Origin of the sequence: Pontibacillus sp. HMF3514 (assembly GCF_009858175.1) — a bacterium.
Lineage (GTDB): Bacteria > Bacillota > Bacilli > Bacillales > BH030062 > Pontibacillus.
Map to the genome: position 1 here is coordinate 1,721,404 of NZ_CP047393.1, position 18,542 is coordinate 1,739,945.

The 18,542-nt window shown below is 39.7% G+C and carries 18 protein-coding genes; 16 read left to right on the forward strand and 2 right to left on the reverse strand.

Annotation, left to right across the window (positions count from 1 at the left end; all coding sequences use genetic code 11):
- Window position 1: 1 nt before the first annotated feature.
- From fmt to spoVM, 8 genes are all read left to right on the forward strand, one after another.
- The gene (gene fmt / locus GS400_RS08915; RefSeq protein ID WP_160100998.1) at window positions 2-949 is read left to right on the forward strand and encodes a methionyl-tRNA formyltransferase; all 948 of its coding nucleotides are present in this window, start codon (window positions 2-4) and stop codon (window positions 947-949) included.
- On the forward strand, window positions 942-2,291 hold the full coding sequence (gene rsmB / locus GS400_RS08920; protein WP_160100999.1) for a 16S rRNA (cytosine(967)-C(5))-methyltransferase RsmB: 1,350 nt from the start codon (window positions 942-944) through the stop codon (window positions 2,289-2,291). Before fmt ends, rsmB begins: the two co-directional genes overlap by 8 nt.
- 131 nt (window positions 2,292-2,422) lie before the next feature.
- Entirely contained in the window at window positions 2,423-3,337 is a 915-nt protein-coding gene (locus tag GS400_RS08925; protein WP_370519774.1) for a Stp1/IreP family PP2C-type Ser/Thr phosphatase, read from the forward strand.
- A complete protein-coding gene (pknB, locus tag GS400_RS08930) occupies window positions 3,337-5,325 on the forward strand; it encodes a Stk1 family PASTA domain-containing Ser/Thr kinase (RefSeq protein ID WP_160101001.1) in 1,989 nt (662 codons plus the stop codon). Before GS400_RS08925 ends, pknB begins: the two co-directional genes overlap by 1 nt.
- Window positions 5,326-6,207: a ribosome small subunit-dependent GTPase A gene (gene rsgA / locus GS400_RS08935; RefSeq protein WP_160101003.1), complete on the forward strand. Its 882-nt coding sequence runs from the start codon at window positions 5,326-5,328 to the stop codon at window positions 6,205-6,207.
- Between the two features lie 3 nt (window positions 6,208-6,210).
- A complete protein-coding gene (gene rpe / locus GS400_RS08940) occupies window positions 6,211-6,861 on the forward strand; it encodes a ribulose-phosphate 3-epimerase (RefSeq protein WP_160101005.1) in 651 nt (216 codons plus the stop codon).
- A 62-nt stretch (window positions 6,862-6,923) separates the two neighbouring features.
- A complete protein-coding gene (locus GS400_RS08945) occupies window positions 6,924-7,583 on the forward strand; it encodes a thiamine diphosphokinase (RefSeq protein WP_160101007.1) in 660 nt (219 codons plus the stop codon).
- 57 nt (window positions 7,584-7,640) lie between these two features.
- Window positions 7,641-7,721, forward strand: coding sequence for a stage V sporulation protein SpoVM (spoVM, locus tag GS400_RS08950; RefSeq protein WP_036842541.1), 81 nt, complete (start codon window positions 7,641-7,643; stop codon window positions 7,719-7,721).
- Window positions 7,722-7,825: 104 nt separating this feature from the next.
- Here spoVM and rpmB read toward each other — a convergent pair whose 3' ends face one another.
- Window positions 7,826-8,014: a 50S ribosomal protein L28 gene (rpmB, locus tag GS400_RS08955; protein ID WP_027448244.1), complete on the reverse strand. Its 189-nt coding sequence runs from the start codon at window positions 8,012-8,014 to the stop codon at window positions 7,826-7,828.
- A 257-nt stretch (window positions 8,015-8,271) separates the two neighbouring features.
- Here rpmB and GS400_RS08960 point away from each other — a divergent pair, with 257 nt between their 5' ends.
- On the forward strand, window positions 8,272-8,640 hold the full coding sequence (locus GS400_RS08960; RefSeq protein ID WP_160101009.1) for an Asp23/Gls24 family envelope stress response protein: 369 nt from the start codon (window positions 8,272-8,274) through the stop codon (window positions 8,638-8,640).
- 32 nt (window positions 8,641-8,672) lie between these two features.
- Entirely contained in the window at window positions 8,673-10,343 is a 1,671-nt protein-coding gene (locus GS400_RS08965; protein ID WP_201450148.1) for a DAK2 domain-containing protein, read from the forward strand.
- 384 nt (window positions 10,344-10,727) lie between these two features.
- Here the strand turns inward: GS400_RS08965 and GS400_RS08970 are convergent, their stop codons facing one another.
- The gene (locus GS400_RS08970) at window positions 10,728-12,002 is read right to left on the reverse strand and encodes an NCS2 family permease (protein ID WP_160101013.1); all 1,275 of its coding nucleotides are present in this window, start codon (window positions 12,000-12,002) and stop codon (window positions 10,728-10,730) included.
- Between the two features lie 241 nt (window positions 12,003-12,243).
- Here GS400_RS08970 and sdaAB point away from each other — a divergent pair, with 241 nt between their 5' ends.
- The 6 genes from sdaAB to fabD all read left to right on the forward strand — a co-directional run bounded on the left by sdaAB (window position 12,244) and on the right by fabD (window position 18,539).
- A complete protein-coding gene (sdaAB, locus tag GS400_RS08975; RefSeq protein WP_160101015.1) occupies window positions 12,244-12,906 on the forward strand; it encodes an L-serine ammonia-lyase, iron-sulfur-dependent subunit beta in 663 nt (220 codons plus the stop codon).
- A 13-nt stretch (window positions 12,907-12,919) separates the two neighbouring features.
- Window positions 12,920-13,813, forward strand: coding sequence for an L-serine ammonia-lyase, iron-sulfur-dependent, subunit alpha (gene sdaAA / locus GS400_RS08980; RefSeq protein WP_160101017.1), 894 nt, complete (start codon window positions 12,920-12,922; stop codon window positions 13,811-13,813).
- A gap of 6 nt (window positions 13,814-13,819) precedes the next feature.
- Window positions 13,820-15,856 (forward strand): ATP-dependent DNA helicase RecG, encoded by a 2,037-nt coding sequence (gene recG / locus GS400_RS08985; protein WP_160101019.1) that lies wholly within the window; start codon window positions 13,820-13,822, stop codon window positions 15,854-15,856.
- A 159-nt stretch (window positions 15,857-16,015) separates the two neighbouring features.
- Window positions 16,016-16,591 carry a transcription factor FapR gene (gene fapR / locus GS400_RS08990; protein ID WP_160101021.1) on the forward strand — a complete coding sequence of 192 codons (576 nt, stop codon included), beginning with the start codon at window positions 16,016-16,018 and terminating at the stop codon, window positions 16,589-16,591.
- Window positions 16,592-16,593: 2 nt separating this feature from the next.
- Window positions 16,594-17,601, forward strand: coding sequence for a phosphate acyltransferase PlsX (gene plsX, locus GS400_RS08995; RefSeq protein WP_160101023.1), 1,008 nt, complete (start codon window positions 16,594-16,596; stop codon window positions 17,599-17,601).
- Window positions 17,598-18,539, forward strand: coding sequence for an ACP S-malonyltransferase (gene fabD / locus GS400_RS09000; RefSeq protein WP_160101025.1), 942 nt, complete (start codon window positions 17,598-17,600; stop codon window positions 18,537-18,539). The genes plsX and fabD overlap by 4 nt, the downstream gene beginning before the upstream one ends.
- The last annotated feature ends 3 nt before the right edge of the window (window positions 18,540-18,542 follow it).

Consider the following 18,542-nt stretch of genomic DNA (forward strand, 5'->3'; position numbering starts at 1 on the left):
GATGAAACGCATCGTGTTTATGGGTACGCCGGATTTTGCCGTACCTGTTCTTCAAAGAGTAATTAAAGATGGCTATCATGTTGTAGCCGTTGTTACACAGCCGGATCGACCAAAAGGAAGAAAACGAGAGCTGACACCTCCACCAGTAAAAGTAGAAGCGAAGCATCATGATATTCCTGTATTACAACCAGAAAAGATCAAACATGAATATGAGGACGTATTAGCATATGAGCCTGATTTAATCATAACTGCTGCTTTTGGACAAATTTTGCCGAAAGACCTATTAGATGGACCAGAGTATGGATGTATTAACGTCCACGCTTCCTTATTACCAGAATTAAGAGGCGGCGCTCCGATCCATTATTCTATTTTACAAGGGAAGAAGGAAACAGGCATCTCAATCATGTATATGGTTGAAGCTTTAGATGCAGGTGATGTTCTGTCTCAGAAATCTGTTGAAATAGAAGATCAAGACCATGTTGGAACCCTTCATGATAAGCTGGCAGCAGCAGGTGCAGAGCTTCTAAGTGAAACGTTACCTTCACTTCTGAACGGTGAAATTGAGCCTGTTAAACAAGACGAATCCAAGGTGACGTTTGCTTCCAATATTAAACGTGAGCAAGAGGAAATTGATTGGTCTAAAGATGCTTGGACGAACTACAATCATATTCGTGGCCTTCACCCATGGCCTGTTGCCTTCACGAAATGGAATGGTAAGCCTATGAAAGTTTGGTGGGGACAAAAGATTGATGAGAACTTTGATGGTAGACCAGGTGAGGTTGTCCGTATCTATGAAGATGGGTTTGTTGTGCTTTGTGGTGATCACAAAGGCATAAAAATTACGGATTTACAACCTTCAGGTAAGAAACGTATGGACGCTGGTTCCTTTTTAAGAGGAGCTGGACAAGCCCTTTACCTTGGTGAAATGTTAGGAGAAGACGATGAGTAATATGGCATTACGAAATGCAGCATTGGATATTTTAACACGAGTTGGAGATGGAGGTGGGTATAGTCACCTCCTTATTAACCAAGCAATTGAAAAGAGAGGTCTAAGCAATCGTGACACTTCTTTGTTAACGGAAATTGTCTATGGGACCATCCAACGCAAACATACATTAGACTTTTATATTACACCCTTTGTTCAAAAGAAAAGTAAGCTAAAGCCATGGGTGCTTTGGCTTCTTTATATGTCAGTCTATCAAATGGTGTATCTCGAACGTGTGCCAGATCATGCTGTTATAAATGAAGCGGTTGAGATTTCAAAGAAACGTGGGCACAAAGGAATCGTGTCTATGGTGAATGGCATTTTGCGTAATGTTCAACGCAAAGGGCTTCCTTCACTTGATTCTATCGAAGATCCTGTAGAAAGATTAGCTGTGGAAACGAGTCATCCATTATGGCTTGTGAAACGTTGGATTGAGATGTATGGCATGGAAGAAACGAAGAGCATGTGTCATCAAAACTTGCAACGTCCAACGATGAGTGTTCGTATAAACCCTATGAAAGCAACAAGAGAAAGGGTTATCGATCGCTTACAGCAAGATGGCTTCGATTGTGAACCATCAATATTATCTCCTCAAGGAATTCTTATTTTTAAAGGGAATATCGTCAATCATGCTTTATTTCAACAAGGTTTTGTTACAATTCAGGATGAGAGTTCTATGCTCGTTGGCGAAATGATGGATTTGAAACCTGATATGAAAGTATTAGATGCTTGTTCAGCACCAGGTGGTAAGGCTACTCATATTGCTGAAAAGCTAAACGATACGGGTGAAGTGTTTGCTTATGATCTTCATGAGAAGAAAGTAAAGCTTGTTCGAAATAAAGCAGAACAACTTGGGCTTGAAAACATTACAGCTAAACAGGCTGACGGTCGTAACTTACCTTCCATGCATGAAGAAAACACTTTTGACCGCATTTTACTGGATGCACCTTGCTCTGGACTTGGGGTTGTCCGTGGTAAACCTGATATTAAATACTCTAAAACAACAGATGATATTTTAGCTCTATCTAACATACAGGGAGAACTGCTAGATGCTGTGAGTTCATTGCTAAAAGAAAATGGGAAATTGGTTTATAGTACGTGTACAGTTGACCATGAAGAAAATGAAAAGCGTATCCAACAATTTCTGGAGGACCATCCTGAGTATGAGGTGGATCAAGCATTTTTCGATGAACTTCCTGAAGAAGCTCAAGATTTACCGGGCATTACGCAATGGGGATTGCAATTATTCCCTCAGGATTTTGATACAGACGGTTTCTTTTTAACTAGATTGAAGAAAAAGGCATAACAATCCTAGTGAAACTAATAAAATAGGCACGGGTTGAAGGTTCTGAAATAAATTGTTCAACCCTTATTGAAGTACTTCATGATAAACTAGATGAAGAGTTTTATATCAGAAAAGAGGCTATACGTTCACATATGTACGAAAGAAAAGTACAAAAAGCTTGCGGTGATGCAGGAGAACGTGTAGCCTCTGTGGTAATTATGGAAGTAGGAGAAATCCACCCTATAGTAAAGTTAGGAATACTTGTGGAAAGTGACGTGCTTTGGAACGTAAGAAAGAGACGAGGTGAAACCATGAATGGCTATTTTTTAACAGACAAAGGTCAAGTTCGTAGCCATAACGAAGATGCAGGGGGAATCTTTTTCAATCAACACGATCAGTTTTTAGCTGTTGTGGCTGATGGCATGGGTGGTCATCGGGCTGGTGATGTTGCAAGTAATATTGCAACAACTTCTATACATAAAAGATGGCTGGAAGCTGAAAAGATTGAAACTCCTGATGATGCAGAAAAATGGTTAAATGAGCAAATTCAGGAAATTAATAAAGAAGTATTCCAACATGCTTTAGAAAATGAAGAATGTCAGGGAATGGGGACGACTATCGTTGCTTCAATAGGAACGGATGAATTTGTTACCGTTGCCCATATTGGTGACAGTCGTTGTTATCTTGATAATGAATTTGGGTTCAAACAAATTACTGAAGACCATTCATTAGTAAATGAACTCGTTCGTACAGGGCAAATATCGACACAGGATGCAGAGCATCATCCTCGTAAAAATGTGTTATTGAAAGCTCTCGGAACAGAAGAAGAAACAAGTGTGGATGTTAAGACAATAGGATGGACAGAGGATAATAAGTTGTTACTTTGCTCGGACGGGCTATCTAATAAAATGTCAGACGATGAATTAATTGAATTTGTTGAAGAACCATTACCTCTTGAGCAAGCAGCTGAGAAGCTTATCCAATTCGCTAATGAACGAGGCGGAGAGGATAACATCTCATTAGTTCTTGTGCATTATGATGAGCCAATGGAAGAAGGTGCATCCTAATGCTCAATGGCCATTTACTGAATGATCGCTATGAGATTCGTGAAACTATTGGTGGCGGGGGCATGGCAAACGTTTATGTAGCGAGGGACACGATTCTGAATCGAGATGTAGCGATCAAAGTGTTACGTTTAGAATATGCAAACGATGATGAATTTATTGCTCGCTTTCGGCGCGAAGCCCATTCAGCTACTAGTTTATCACATCCGAATATCGTCAATATTTATGATGTTGGCGAAGAGGAACATATTTATTACATGGTGATGGAATATGTAGACGGGATGACCTTGAAACAATACATACAAACATATGGTCCACTTGAAGTTGAAGAATCATTGGAAATTACTAAACAGATTACTGCTGCTATTACACATGCACATGACAACGATATTATTCATCGGGACATTAAGCCACAAAACATCTTAATTGATGAACATAAACAAGTAAAAGTAACAGACTTCGGTATTGCAATGGCGCTAAGTGCTACATCTTTAACACAAACGAATTCTGTTCTAGGTTCCGTTCATTATTTGTCTCCTGAGCAAGCTCGTGGAGGTATGGCAACAAAGAAATCGGATATATACTCAATTGGTATTGTTATGTTTGAGATGCTTACAGGGAGATTGCCGTTTTCGGGTCAATCGGCTGTTTCTATTGCTTTAAAACACTTGCAAAGTGAAACCCCTTCATTAAAACGGTGGAATCCTGACATTCCTCAAAGCGTTGAGAATGTTGTATTAAAAGCAACAGCTAAGGATCCATTTCACCGATATAACGACGTCCATGACATGGTAGAAGACTTAGAAACAGCCCTTCATCCATCTCGTCAAAATGAAGAGAAGTTTGTTATACCTGTTCCAGAAGATGAGGAAGTTACAAAGGCAATTCCAGTGATAACAAACGATATGTATAAAGAAGATGGGGCTAAGGACGAGACCATCATTCATAATACAGATCATTCAGCCCTTAAGAAGGAAAAGAAAGAAAAGAAGGGCTTTCGATGGAAACCCTGGTTAATAGGCTTGCTTTTATTTGTTGTGGCAGCGGGTATTGTCGGGTTATTCTTCTTGCCAAAGTTACTAATTCCTAAAGATGTACAAGTTGAAGATGTATCAGGTATGGAATACGCAGATGCATATGAAAAACTCAGTGAGCAAAACCTTGAAGTTAAGCGTGAATCCATTCATTCCAACGACGTGAAGGAAGGTTATGTTATTAAAACAGATCCTTCAGCTGGTACTACGATAAAAGAAGGTGCAAGGGTCACGATCTTTTCAAGCTTAGGAAAAGAGAGAGTGAAATTTGAAGATTATGTGGGACAAACATTCTCACAAGTCAAGAAGCTACTTGAAGGCAAAGGATATTCAGTTATTAAATACACCATGAATAATCCGGATGTACCAAAGGGTGAAATTATTCGACAGACTGAGCCTGCCCCTGGGGAGATGGTCATTCCAGAGAATACAACAGTCATCTTTGAAGTGAGTGATGGTCCTAAGAAAGTCACTCTACGTGATTTAACAGGGAAAACTTTAGAAGAAGTATATAGAGTAATTGGAGAAACGAATAATATTTCTTTAAAAGAAACAAAGTATGAGTTTTCTGAAACAGTACCTGAAGGAGAGGTCATTCGACAGAAGCCTGAACCATATGCACAAGTTACACCTGGAACTGAAGTGGAAGTATGGGTTTCAAAAGGAATGAAAGAGCAACCTCCTGTAAATAAAGTTGTAACGTTTACGGTAAGAGTCAATGAAAATCAAGATGAAGATGATAAAGAAAAACCTAAGAAACACAATGTGAAAATCTATATAGGTGATATGAATCGAGACATCACTGAAGTTGCAAAGAAAGAAAAAATTACGGAGAACACACAATACAACTTAAACTTGACGATCCCAGCAGGAGGAGAAGCTCGTTATAAAGTGATGCTTGATGATACCGTTGTAAAAGAGGAAGTTGTACCATATGAAGAAGGTGAAAATGAGTAAATGCCAATCGGTAAAATTATAAAATCGTTAAGCGGCTTTTATTATGTACAATCAGAAGGTTCTGTTTATCAATGTAAAGGAAGAGGGAACTTTCGTAAAAAGAAAATTACGCTTTTAGTTGGAGATGACGTTACATTTGAAATGGATCAAAACGAAGAGGGGTATATCCTTGATGTTCAGTCTAGGAAAAATGAACTCGTTCGACCACCAATAGCTAATATAGATCAGGCGATTATCGTAGCCTCTGTCGTAGAACCTGATTTCAAGCCACTTTTACTGGATCGTTTCTTAGTACTTATTGAATCTATGAACATTGAACCGATTATTGTTCTGACTAAAATGGATTTATTAAGTGAAGAAGGCCGAACTTCTATAGAAACATATAAGAAAGATTATGAGGCGCTTGGATATCAAGTAGTGGTAGGGTCATCGAAAGTGGAAGACAGCTTGCATGAAGTATCCTCTTATTTAAAGGGGAAAGTAACTGTCATAGCTGGTCAGTCAGGGGTAGGGAAATCTTCAATGCTAAATGCGTTAAAACCTCAATTAGACCTTGAAACGAATGATATCTCTAAAAGTCTTGGACGAGGAAAGCATACAACGCGTCATGTCGAGTTAATTGATATGTATGGAGGGCTTGTAGCTGATACTCCTGGTTTTAGTTCGTTAGAGTTTCAAACGCTTGAATATGATGAACTGCCTGACTGTTTTCCTGAGATGAGAAAGTACGGAGAGTATTGTAAGTTTCGTGGTTGCTTGCATAAAAAAGAGCCGAAGTGCGCTGTAAAAGAAGCTGTGCAAAATGGAGATATTCCGGAATACCGATATGAGCATTATCTACAATTTTTAGAGGAAATACAGAACAGAAAGCCGAGGTATTAACATATGACAAAGATTGCACCATCAATTCTTTCCGCGGACTTTTCCAAACTAGGTGAAGAAATAAAGGATGTTGAACGAGGCGGTAGTGATTATATTCATGTAGATGTCATGGATGGCCACTTTGTACCTAACATTACAATTGGACCTCTTATTGTCGAATCGATCCGTCCGATAACCGATTTACCTTTAGACGTCCATTTGATGATTGAAAATCCAGATCAATATATTGAACAGTTTGCTAAAGCAGGATCAGATATTATAACAGTCCATCAAGAGGCGTGTCCTCACTTGCATAGAACGATTCAGTTGATAAAGAGCTACGGTGTGAAGGCTGGAGTCGTGATTAATCCTGCTACACCAGCTGAGCTTATTAAACCTATTTTGGCTGATGTAGATCTTGTTCTTCTAATGACTGTAAACCCTGGTTTTGGTGGACAATCCTTTATTGATTCAGTTGTTCCGAAAATTGAACAGGTCTCTTCTTGGCGTAAAGAACTCGGACTCTCCTTTGAAATTGAAATCGACGGAGGAGTTAAAAAAGGTACAGCGAAAAGATGTATCGATGCAGGTGCTGATGTACTTGTAGCAGGTAGTGCTGTATTTAAACAAGAAGATCGCGGAAAGGCTATTCAAGATATTTTAAATGATAAGTAATAAGAAAAACTGCCTTTTATAGAAAGGCAGTTTTTTGTAATGATTGTAAGGTAGGTGTTTGTATGAGGAAAGTAGCGATTGTGGGTGGAGGACCTGAAGAAGCCATTCCTGATTTAAATCTTTTTGATGAAAATGTTCTTTGGATAGGAGCAGATCGAGGGGCTCATGTTTTATTAAGTCAAGGTATTCAGCCTACAGAAGCTGTAGGAGATTTTGACTCCGTGACTACTGAAGAAAAAGCTCATATAAAAGAGAAAGCTCTGCATTTTGAAGAGCATCCTTCTGAGAAAGATGAGACAGACCTTGAAATAGCCTTGCAAAAAGCATACTCCTATCAACCAGATATTTTATATTTGTTTGGTGTAACGGGTGGACGCATGGATCATGGATTAATTAATTTGCAACTTCTTTATCCCCTTGAAGAGAAAGGGATTCGAGGGATAGTTATCGACAAAGGAAATTGGGTTGAATTAAGGAAGGCAGGAACTCATATAGTAGAATATGATGATCTGTATCCGAATATCTCCTTTATCCCATTTACACCTGCGGTTAAAGGAATAACATTGGAAGGTTTCTACTATCCTCTAGAGAATAAAGATGTACCATGGGGCTCGACTTTATGTATTTCGAATAAGCTTATTTCAGAAAAAGGTACTTTTTCATTTGATGAAGGCATACTATTACTTGTAAAGAGCCGAGATGTAAATGAGGTATCAATGTAGATCCTGGCTATCATCTAATAAATTCTTGGTCACAGTATGGTAGAGGAGGGGGAACGAATGAAGTTCTATACAATTAAACTCCCACGCTTTATTGGTGGTTTTGTACGCGTAGTTATGGGCACATTTAAGAAGAACTAACAACGGTCTACGTTGTTTACACCATGCTATTATTACAGTCATCTGAAAGATTATGAAACAAAAAAAGCACCCAATGATGGGTGCTTTTTTTGCAGCGTTTATGATTAAACGCGTTGAACCTTACCAGATTTCAATGCGCGAGTTGAAACGTAAACCTTTTGTGGCTTTCCGTCAATCATAACACGTACTTTTTGTACATTTGATTTGAACTTACGTTTATTCGCATTCATCGCGTGTGAACGGTGGTTTCCAGAAGTTGTTTTACGACCTGTGATTTCACATTTACGGCTCATACTTTTTCCCTCCTACTTGCATATAAAGCTTTCTTGTATGTCTTCAAATACTTATACAATTTATCATATCGCTCATACTTTTTCAAGGATTCATACAAAATATATCAAGAAAATAAACTTGACAGACTAAGGGTTTTGATTCATTGTAATAAGGGGTTTTTCTGTACATGCATAGGTATAAAACGGATAAAACTTTTAAAAATGAAGAGCTTATAGTAAAATGACCTTAAGTTTAAGAAGAACGAAGGAGGATACTTATGTCCATCGATTTAAATACAAACTATGGTCATGTAACCATCACAAATGATGTGATCGCTACCGTCGCAGGGGGAGCTGCTGTAGAATGCTACGGCATTGTAGGGATGGCTTCAAAGAACCAATTGAAAGACGGCATAGCCGAAATTCTTCGTAAAGAGAATTTTTCTAGAGGTGTAATTGTTCGCCAAGAGGAAGAATCTGTACATATCGATATGTACATTATTGTAAGCTATGGAACAAAGATCTCAGAGGTAGCGCATAATGTGCAATCCCAAGTAAAATACACCTTAAATCAAACAGTTGGTTTATCTGTGGACTCCGTTAATATTTATATTCAAGGAGTTCGTGTGGCCAAAGACGAAGAATAGGGATCAAGGTTGAAATGAAGGAGGAAGCTGGAGTGACGACACGTACGTTAGATGGAGCAACATTTGCCCAAATGGTACTCTCAGGAGCACACCATTTAACGAATAATGCAAAAATGATCGACGCTCTCAATGTGTTTCCTGTGCCAGACGGTGATACAGGAACGAATATGAATTTATCTATGACCTCAGGAGCTAATGAGGTTCGTAATGTTCAAAATGATCATGTTGGAGAAGTAGCAAAAAGCTTTGCCAAAGGATTATTAATGGGAGCGCGTGGGAACTCTGGAGTCATTTTGTCTCAGTTGTTCCGCGGATTTTCAAAGGCAGTTGAAGACAAACAAACCATTACAACTGCTGATCTAGCTGAAGCATTTGATGCAGGTGTGAAGACAGCGTATAAAGCTGTTATGAAGCCTGTAGAAGGAACGATTCTAACTGTTGCAAAAGATTCTGCTGAAGCAGCTCAAAAAGCTGCTGAAGACCATGAAGATATTATTGACTTCATGGAAGATGTACTTAAACATGCGAATGCTTCTTTAAAACGAACACCAGAGCTACTACCTGTTTTAAAAGAAGTAGGCGTAGTTGATAGTGGTGGCCAAGGATTAGTAACGATCTATGAAGGGTTTTTAGCTAATCTTAAGGGAGAAGAACTTCCTGAAAGTGCTGAATCTACTCCTTCAATGGATGAGATGGTTAACGCTGAACACCACAAATTAGCACAAGACTTCATGGATACGTCAGAGATCGAGTTCGGTTACTGCACAGAATTCATGGTTAAGTTTGAAGATGAAAAATTACAAGAGAACCCATTTGACGAAGATACATTCCGTAATGAATTAAGTGAAATAGGGGATTCTTTATTAGTTGTTTCAGATGATGAACTTGTAAAAGTACATGTTCACGCTGAACATCCAGGTGATGCAATGAATCTGGGACAACGTTTCGGTAGCTTAATTAACATGAAAATTGAAAACATGCGTGAACAACACACTTCTATCGTGGGAGAACAGAAAAAGTCCCAGCCAAAATCACAAGAAAAAGCGGACTACGCTATTGTTACTGTTGCTATGGGATCAGGCATTAAAGAAATGTTCGAAAGCCTAGGGGCTACGGTTGTTATTGAAGGTGGCCAAACGATGAATCCAAGTACTCAGGATTTAACAGAAGCCATTCAAGAAGCGCATGCTAAAAACGTGATTCTTTTACCAAACAACAAGAACATTATTATGGCTGCTGAACAAGCTGCTGATCTTGCTGAGGATAATGTAACGGTTGTTCCTACGAAAACGGTACCTCAGGGAATGAGTGCATTATTAGCTTTCAATCCTGAAGTATCAATTGATGACAATTCTGAAAGCATGCAAGAAGCAGCAAGTGCTGTGAAGACAGGTCAGTTAACGTATGCTGTTCGTGATACCCAAATCGATGGTATGGATATCGAAGAGGGGAACTTTATGGGGATTAAAGATGGAAAGATCTCTATCACTCATAAAGAAAAACTAGAAGCAGCCAAAGCTCTTTTATCTGACATGATTGATGAAGAGGAAGATGAAATCCTTACGATTCTACAAGGTGAAGAAGCTACAACGGAAGAGGTTGAAGCTTTAGAAGCTTTCTTAGAGGAAAACTTTGAAGACTTAGAGGTTGAAGTCCACAAAGGGAACCAGCCGATCTATTCTTTCATCTTTTCAGTTGAATAAGACTTATCTATAAAATGTCTGCCAAGCGAAAGCTTGCAGGCATTTTTTGTGTATTCAGCAATATGGCAGGATTGTTGAAGACTTGAAATTGAGAGGAGTCCGTTGCTGTTAAGTGATTTGTTGCGGTCAGTGAAACGGGTTGACTCCAGGGGAAGAACGGAGTGACGAGACCCCGCAGAGAGCTCGCGAACGAGGAGGGTCGGCGCTTCGTCCGCAGGAAAGCAACCCGTTCCACAGCCCGCCGATCTGCACAAAAGCAACGAAACCATACGCACTTTATCTCGAAGCCAATTCTTCCATTAAAGGTGCTATAAAGGAAGATCACCTGTTTTTCATTTCTCTCCCATACAAAAAGCCGCTTGTGTCTAAGCGGCTTTTTTCAGATCAATATCCAATTGACTTCATAATAAACTCAGCTAAAAACATGCATGCAATGATGACAATAGGCACAGAGATTTCTTTTTTCTTCCCAATTGCGAACTTCACAATAGGGTAAGCAATAAATCCGAATGCCATTCCATCCGCAATGCTATACGTAAACGGAATCATCACCATAATCAAGAAAGCAGGAATCGCTTCAGACAGATCCTCTAGTGAAATATGACGGATATTCTGAACCATTAAAGCCCCTACAATAATTAGAATAGGACTAATGGCCATCGAAGGAATCCATGAGATAAATGGAATGAATAAAATCGTTACCAGGAAAAGAACTCCTGTGGTAATCGATGCCTTTCCAGATTTGCCTTCTGATGCAATTACCGCTGCACTTTCTGCAGAAGAAACGGTTGGTGACGTCCCGAAGAATGCACAAGTTAAGGCTGAGAATGCAGTGGACTTGAACGATTTACGGAATTTATCTTGTTGATTTAGCATGCTTAACTGACCGTTAATGAGTCCCATATTTTCAAACACAAGAACGATCGTTAATGGAAATACGCCCATCCAAAACGCTAGTTCATCAATAGCTGAGAAGGATGGCATGAATGCCCACTGAACATCTAAGTTCATATTGACACCTGTTTTTCCGTCTAACACACCAAACATATAGGCCAGTAACGTTCCGGAAGCCATCGTAATTAAGAAGTGGCCAGGCACGTTTTTGACAAAAAGAAAAATTCCGATTCCTAGAGTCAGTAGACTTACCATTACAATAGGTGAAGTGAGGTCTCCTAATTCGATAAGAGAATGTTCACCTCTTACAACGAGACCACCTTTTTCTAACCCGATTAGTGTTAAGAAAAAGCCGAGTCCGACTGTAATGGCATGCTTAAGGCTATCAGGTATGGCCGTTTGGAGCCATCCGCCTAGTTTTGTCATAGCGACAATGATAAATAAGACGGAGGATACCAATACAACACCTAATCCTTCTTGGAAGGTGAGCCCTGCTCCTTGAACAATGGAATACGCAAACAATGCATTAACTCCCATTCCGGGAATTAAAATCATTGGTGCGTTTGCCCATAGTCCCAGTAGCACACATCCTACAAAACTTGCTAGAATCGTCGCGATCATTGCATTTTGAACCGATACACCTGCTTCGCTTAAAATCGAGCTATTCACAGCGACAATGTAAACCGTTGTTAAATAGCCGATGAGTCCTGCAGTTATATCCTTACGAACAGAATGACCTGTTGGATCTAGGTTCTGTTGTTTCATTTGCAATCCTCGTTCAATTGTAGCCCTCTCCCGCCCGATTATGTGAAATCACCAATGAAGCGATTGCACCTAATCCACAAGAGTTTATTATAAGAACTTTTTAGGAATTTATCAACCATTATTCGAAAGAGATGATTTTTGTTATAATAGATATGGTTAAAGTTTTATGCTATTTTAAAAGAATGAATGCGTTTACAAAAATAAATATAGAATTGATGATGGAGAAGAGGATGGTGACATAATGAAATACAAATCCGTTTTTGATATTATTGGTCCTATTATGATTGGACCTTCTAGTTCCCATACAGCAGGTGCTGCACGTATTGGTCGAGTAACGCGCTCTTTATTTGGCAGAGAGCCGAAGTGGGTGAAGATTCATTTATATGGATCTTTTGCTAAGACATACAAAGGTCACGGTACAGATGTAGCCTTAATGGGAGGCATATTAGATTACGACACATATGATCCACGAATTAGTAATTCATTAGAAGTAGCAAAAGAAAAGGGTATTAAAGTACAGTTCCATGAAGAGGATGCTCACACCGATCACCCTAATACTGCTCGCGTGCGTATTGGTGATGATGACAGTGACATCGAACTTGTTGGAATCTCTATCGGTGGTGGAAAGGCTGAAATTACAGAATTAAATGGCTTTGAGCTTCGTCTATCAGGTGAACATCCAGCGATTTTAGTAATGCACAATGACCGTTTTGGAGCTATCGCTACTGTTACACAGGCGCTTGCCAAGCATGAGTTAAACATTGGTCATATGGAAGTTTCCCGTAAGGAAGTTGGGAAAGAAGCGCTAATGGTGATCGAAGTTGACCAAAATGTCTCGGATGACGTGTTAAAAGAACTTGAAGCATTTGACAATATATTGCAAGTAGCTAAAGTAGTGGAATAAGGGGGAATTTTGAGTGAAAATACTTTTTCGAAATGTAGCTGAAATGGTGGAACTTTGTGAAAGTGAAAATATATCAATCTCTGAATTGATGATACGCCAAGAGATGAATGTAAAGGATATGTCCTTTGAAGAAGTCTATGGCCAAATGGAGAAAAACTTAGACGTTATGGAAAAAGCCATTGAAGATGGTCTGAAAGGCGTTCAATCACACTCTGGTCTTACAGGTGGAGACGCAGTATTAATCCAGAAATATATGCAAAATCATGAACCGTTATCTGGAGACATTTTAATGGATGCGGTAAGTAAAGCAGTAGCCACAAACGAAGTGAATGCAGCTATGGGAACAATTTGTGCGACACCGACAGCTGGTAGTGCAGGTTGTGTACCCGGAACTCTTTTTGCTGTGAAAAATAAACTTAATCCAACACGTGAGCAAATGGTACGTTATTTATTTACATCAGGTGCATTTGGGTTTGTTGTTGCAAATAATGCATCCATTTCTGGTGCAGCAGGAGGATGTCAGGCAGAAGTAGGATCTGCTGCTGGTATGGCTGCAGGAGCTATTGTCGAAATGGCTGGGGGAACACCTGCTCAAAGCGCAGAAGCCATGGCCATTACGCTGAAAAATATGCTTGGTCTAGTATGTGATCCGGTTGCTGGTCTTGTTGAAGTACCTTGTGTGAAGCGTAACGCTATGGGAGCATCAAATGCTGTTGTAGCTGCAGACATGGCACTAGCAGGTGTAACAAGTCGAATTCCTTGTGATGAAGTGATCGATGCAATGTTCAAGATTGGTCAGTCAATGCCAACCGCGTTAAAAGAAACGGCACAGGGTGGTCTTGCTGCAACACCTACAGGGCGTGAACTAGAAGCAAAAGTGTACGGAATTAATTTAAAGAAAGAGTGAGACTAGGTGTTACAACAGTCGGTTTTACAAGTATCCGGTATTGGAGAAAAGATGAAAGAATCCTTGGAAAACATGGGGATCTACACGATTGAAGATTTACTGTTTTATTTTCCATTCCGCTATGATGTTCACGAGGTGAAACCGCTAACAGAGCTTGTTCATAATGAAAAAGAAACGATTGAAGGGGAGGTTATTGGAGAACCTTCCCTAACCTTTTATGGGCGAAAAAAATCGCGTCTAATGGTTACACTTCAAGTTGAACAATTTGCTGTCAAAGCGGTCATGTTTAATCGAGCTTTTGCTAAGAAGCAATTAAATCCTGGTGATACAGTTACAGTCACGGGAAAGTGGGACCAACATCGTCTCCAAATCACCGTGAGTCAATACAAAAAAGGAAAAATCAAATCTCAAGGTACGATTGACCCCGTATATTCTCTTAAAGGTGATGTGAAGCTTGCCACATTCCGTAAGTGGGTTCATCAAGCCGTTAATCAATACCACTCCTACATAGAAGAGATTCTCCCGAATGAGTATCTTGAACAATATAAACTCCCTGCACGAGATCAGGCGGTTCAAAGCATGCATTTTCCTGAGGACAGACGAATGCTCAAGCATGCCAAAAGGCGCTTTATCTATGAGGAGTTTCTTTTATTTCAGTTAAAAATGCAATTGCTACGAAAAATGAAACGGGAGTCTTCACTTGGAAATGAGCAAGAATATGACCGTGATGCGCTTGCTTCTTTTATTGAAAACCTTCCATTCACATTGACTGGAGCTCAACAGAAAGCATTGAAAGAAGTTCTTCATGATATGAAGTCACATTATCGCATGAATCGTCTTTTACAAGGTGATGTTGGCTCAGGGAAAACAGCCGTTGCAGCTATTGCTCTTTATGGAACCATCACAGCTGGAAAGCAAGGTGCATTGATGGTGCCTACAGAAATATTAGCTGAACAACACCATGAGTCGTTACAAGAGATGTTTGGTGAGAAAGCTAATGTTGTTCTTTTGACAGGATCCACGAAAGGTAAACGTCGTCGTGAGATTCTTGATCAAATTGAACAGCATGAAGCCAATATTATTGTGGGTACACATGCGCTCATTCAGGACGATGTGCAGTATTCTGATCTTGGTTTAGTTGTTGTTGATGAACAGCATCGATTTGGTGTTAATCAAAGGCGCACACTTCGTGATAAAGGATTAGCGCCTGATGTGTTATTTATGACGGCAACGCCCATTCCCCGAACACTTGCCATTACAGCTTTTGGGGATATGGACGTGTCTGTAATTGACGAAATGCCTGCCGGTCGTAAACCTGTAGAGACCTATTGGGCAAAAGATCATATGTTAGATCGTGTGCTTACCTTTATTCAAGACGAAGTCGATAAAGGACATCAGGCTTATGTTATCGCCCCGTTGATTGAAGAATCAGATAAACTTGACATTCAAAATGCCGTTGATATTCATATGCAGCTTCAACAGTATTTTTCAGATTCAGTTAAAGTAGGGCTGATGCACGGACGCTTAAGTGTTGATGAAAAAGAAGAAGTCATGAAACAGTTTGCTGAAAATGAAACACAAGTGCTTGTTTCTACAACAGTTGTTGAGGTTGGTGTAAACGTCCCTAACGCAACAATCATGTTAATTTATGATGCAGAACGCTTTGGGTTGTCTCAACTTCACCAGCTAAGAGGACGAGTAGGAAGAGGGAGCTCTCAGAGTTACTGTATATTACTAGCAGATCCGAAGAATGATGTTGGAAAAGAGAGAATGCGTGTTATGACTGAGACAACAGATGGATTTGAATTATCAGAGCATGACTTGCAACTACGTGGTCCTGGAGACTTTTTTGGTACTAAACAAAGCGGAATGCCTGTATTCAAAGTAGCCGATATGGTTCATGATTACCGAGCTCTAGAGACAGCACGTAATGATGCTCAAACGATCATCATGAATGGTTCCCTAGATAACGATGAAGAATATAAAGGATTGAAAGAAGAACTACGGAAGGACCCTGTCTTACAAGGGGAAGTGTTGGATTAGGGGTTAAGAAGGTTAAAAATTGAGTGAGGCTTTACGCACAAATGCCGGAGAAACACCACACAATCTAACGGTATTCGACGAAATCTCCCCCTTGCATAAGATGGGTAGGTATTATATATTACTATTAGTACCTAGTCATAATTGGACGGTGTGTTAAGCATGAAACGAAATAAACAGGAACGACAAGCACGCTTACAAGAAAAAATCGAACAAATGCCATTCATTACAGATGAAGAGCTTGCCAAAACCTTTGGGGTCAGCATACAAACGATTCGTCTTGATCGAATGGAGTTATCGATTCCTGAATTGCGCGAACGTATTAAATTCGTCGCTACGAACCAATGGAATGAGACGGTCAAAGCCTTACCCCTTGATGAAGTCATTGGGGAGGTTATTGATTTAGAACTTGATCAAAAAGCGATATCCATTTTAGATATAAGAGAAGAGCATGTTTTTTCTCGAAACCGTATTGCGAGAGGTCACCATTTATTTGCCCAGGCCAATTCATTAGCTGTTGCTGTAATCAATGATGAACTTGCTTTAACAGCCAAATCAGAGATTCAGTTTAAACGACAAGTTAAGCAAGGCGAACGCGTAGTGGCTAAAGCTAGCGTAGAAGGGCATGATGAAAAAGGGAGAACGATCGTGAATGTGGTAAGTTCAGTCGAAAGTGAACCGGTATTTTCGGGTAACTTTATAATGTATCGTTCAAATGAACATAAAGGAGAGTCCTAACCATGAAGATAGCAATTGATGCCATGGGAGGAGATCATGCTCCTAAAGAAATTGTATTAGGAGCAGTTCAAGCTGTTAAAGAGATCCCGAACCTTGAAATCACTCTTATTGGAGATGAAGAGAAAATTCAACCATTAATTGAGGATGCTTCTTCGATCAATATTATACATACTACCGATGTAATCACGAGTGAGGATGAGCCTGTTCGTGCTGTGCGTCGTAAGAAGAATGCTTCTATGGTATTAATGGCCAAAGAAGTTAAAGAAGGACGAGCAGGTGCTTGTATATCTGCAGGGAATACTGGTGCCTTAATGAGTGCAGGCTTATTTGTAGTAGGACGTATCAAAGGAATTGAACGCCCTGCGCTAAGTCCAACACTCCCAACGATTGATGGAAAAGGATTTTTATTATTGGATGTAGGTGCTAATGTGGACGCTAAGCCACAACACCTCGTACAATATGCAGTTATGGGATCAATTTATACTGAAAATGTAAGAGGTATCGAAAATCCTAAAGTCGGTCTATTAAATGTTGGAACAGAAGATGGTAAAGGGAACGACCTTACAAAAAAAGCTTTTGAGCAATTAAAGCAAGCGCCTATTAACTTTGTTGGTAATGTAGAGGCGCGTGATCTTTTAAATGGTGTAGCTGATGTAGTCGTAACAGATGGATTCACAGGAAATGTTGCATTGAAAACTGTAGAAGGAACAGCCTTATCCATGTTTTCAATGATGAAAGACACTTTTATGACAAATTGGAAGACGAAATTAGCTGCTAGTATGGTCAAAACAGATCTTAAAGGATTGAAAGACCAGTTAGATTACTCTGAGTATGGTGGTGCTGGATTATTTGGATTAGCATCTCCAGTTATTAAAGCTCATGGTTCATCAAATGCTCGGGCGATGTACAATGCGATTAAACAAGCTTGCCATATGATTGAGCATGATGTGAACCAAACCATAGCTGATACTGTGCAGAACATGGATTTTATGGAGGAGGATAACGAATGAAGAAAGTAGCTTTTGTTTTTCCAGGACAAGGTTCTCAAGAAGTAGGAATGGGAAAAGCTTTTTATGATGAATATCCTTCTGTAAACGATTCATTTCATAAAGCTGATTCCTTGTTAGACGTTCCATTATCTGAATATATGTTAGAAGGACCTCAAGAAACGTTAACCAAAACGGAGAATGCTCAACCAGCTTTATTATTAGCAAGTAGTGTAATCACAAACTTATTAAATGAAGAAGGCGTAAAGCCAGCAATGGTTGCAGGGCATAGTCTTGGTGAATATAGCGCTCTAGTTGCAGCTGGGTCACTATCTTTGGAAGATGCCTTACAACTAGTTCAGACTAGAGGGAAGTTAATGGAGGAAGCTGTACCATCAGGTGAAGGTGCAATGGCGGCAGTACTTGGTCTTGATGCTGAAACGATTGATAGCGTAGCAGCTGAAATCCGTGATGAAGGAGAAGTTGTAGATGTAGCAAACTACAACTGTCCTGGTCAAATTGTTATCTCAGGCTCAAAAGAAGGCGTAGACAAGGCATGTGAACGTTTAAAGGAAAAAGGCGCTAAACGAGCTTTACCGCTAAATGTTAGTGGTCCATTCCACTCTCGATTAATGAAACCAGCAAGTGAAAAGTTTCAAGATGCACTTGACGAAGTTTCTATTCATGATGCAGAGGTTCCAGTGTATGCGAACGTAACAGCTGAAGCCATTCAAGATCAGACTCGTATTTTTGAATTACTTGTTGAACAGTTATATTCTCCAGTTCGTTTTGAAGAAACCATTAAGAATATGATGGACAAGGATATTGATGCATTTGTAGAAGTTGGAAATGGTAAAGTGCTAAGTGGTTTAATCCGTAAAGTGAATCGCCGTATGAAGACTTTTGCAATTCAAGACCCAGAATCGTTACAACAATTTTTAGAATGGTATAAGGAGGATTAATCG

Bases quoted from the DNA above. Each gene is read 5' to 3' on its own strand.
- GS400_RS08925 (WP_370519774.1), top strand. From the start codon at position 2,423: ATGTACGAAAGAAAAGTACAAAAAGCTTGCGGTGATGCAGGAGAACGT.
- fabD (WP_160101025.1), top strand. From the start codon at position 17,598: ATGAAGAAAGTAGCTTTTGTTTTTCCAGGACAAGGTTCTCAAGAAGTA.
- rpmB (WP_027448244.1), bottom strand. From the start codon at position 8,014: ATGAGCCGTAAATGTGAAATCACAGGTCGTAAAACAACTTCTGGAAAC.
- pknB (WP_160101001.1), top strand. From the start codon at position 3,337: ATGCTCAATGGCCATTTACTGAATGATCGCTATGAGATTCGTGAAACT.
- rpe (WP_160101005.1), top strand. From the start codon at position 6,211: ATGACAAAGATTGCACCATCAATTCTTTCCGCGGACTTTTCCAAACTA.
- fmt (WP_160100998.1), top strand. From the start codon at position 2: ATGAAACGCATCGTGTTTATGGGTACGCCGGATTTTGCCGTACCTGTT.
- fapR (WP_160101021.1), top strand. From the start codon at position 16,016: ATGAAACGAAATAAACAGGAACGACAAGCACGCTTACAAGAAAAAATC.
- rsmB (WP_160100999.1), top strand. From the start codon at position 942: ATGAGTAATATGGCATTACGAAATGCAGCATTGGATATTTTAACACGA.
- GS400_RS08970 (WP_160101013.1), bottom strand. From the start codon at position 12,002: ATGAAACAACAGAACCTAGATCCAACAGGTCATTCTGTTCGTAAGGAT.
- sdaAB (WP_160101015.1), top strand. From the start codon at position 12,244: ATGAAATACAAATCCGTTTTTGATATTATTGGTCCTATTATGATTGGA.
- spoVM (WP_036842541.1), top strand. From the start codon at position 7,641: ATGAAGTTCTATACAATTAAACTCCCACGCTTTATTGGTGGTTTTGTA.
- GS400_RS08945 (WP_160101007.1), top strand. From the start codon at position 6,924: ATGAGGAAAGTAGCGATTGTGGGTGGAGGACCTGAAGAAGCCATTCCT.
- rsgA (WP_160101003.1), top strand. From the start codon at position 5,326: ATGCCAATCGGTAAAATTATAAAATCGTTAAGCGGCTTTTATTATGTA.
- GS400_RS08960 (WP_160101009.1), top strand. From the start codon at position 8,272: ATGTCCATCGATTTAAATACAAACTATGGTCATGTAACCATCACAAAT.
- plsX (WP_160101023.1), top strand. From the start codon at position 16,594: ATGAAGATAGCAATTGATGCCATGGGAGGAGATCATGCTCCTAAAGAA.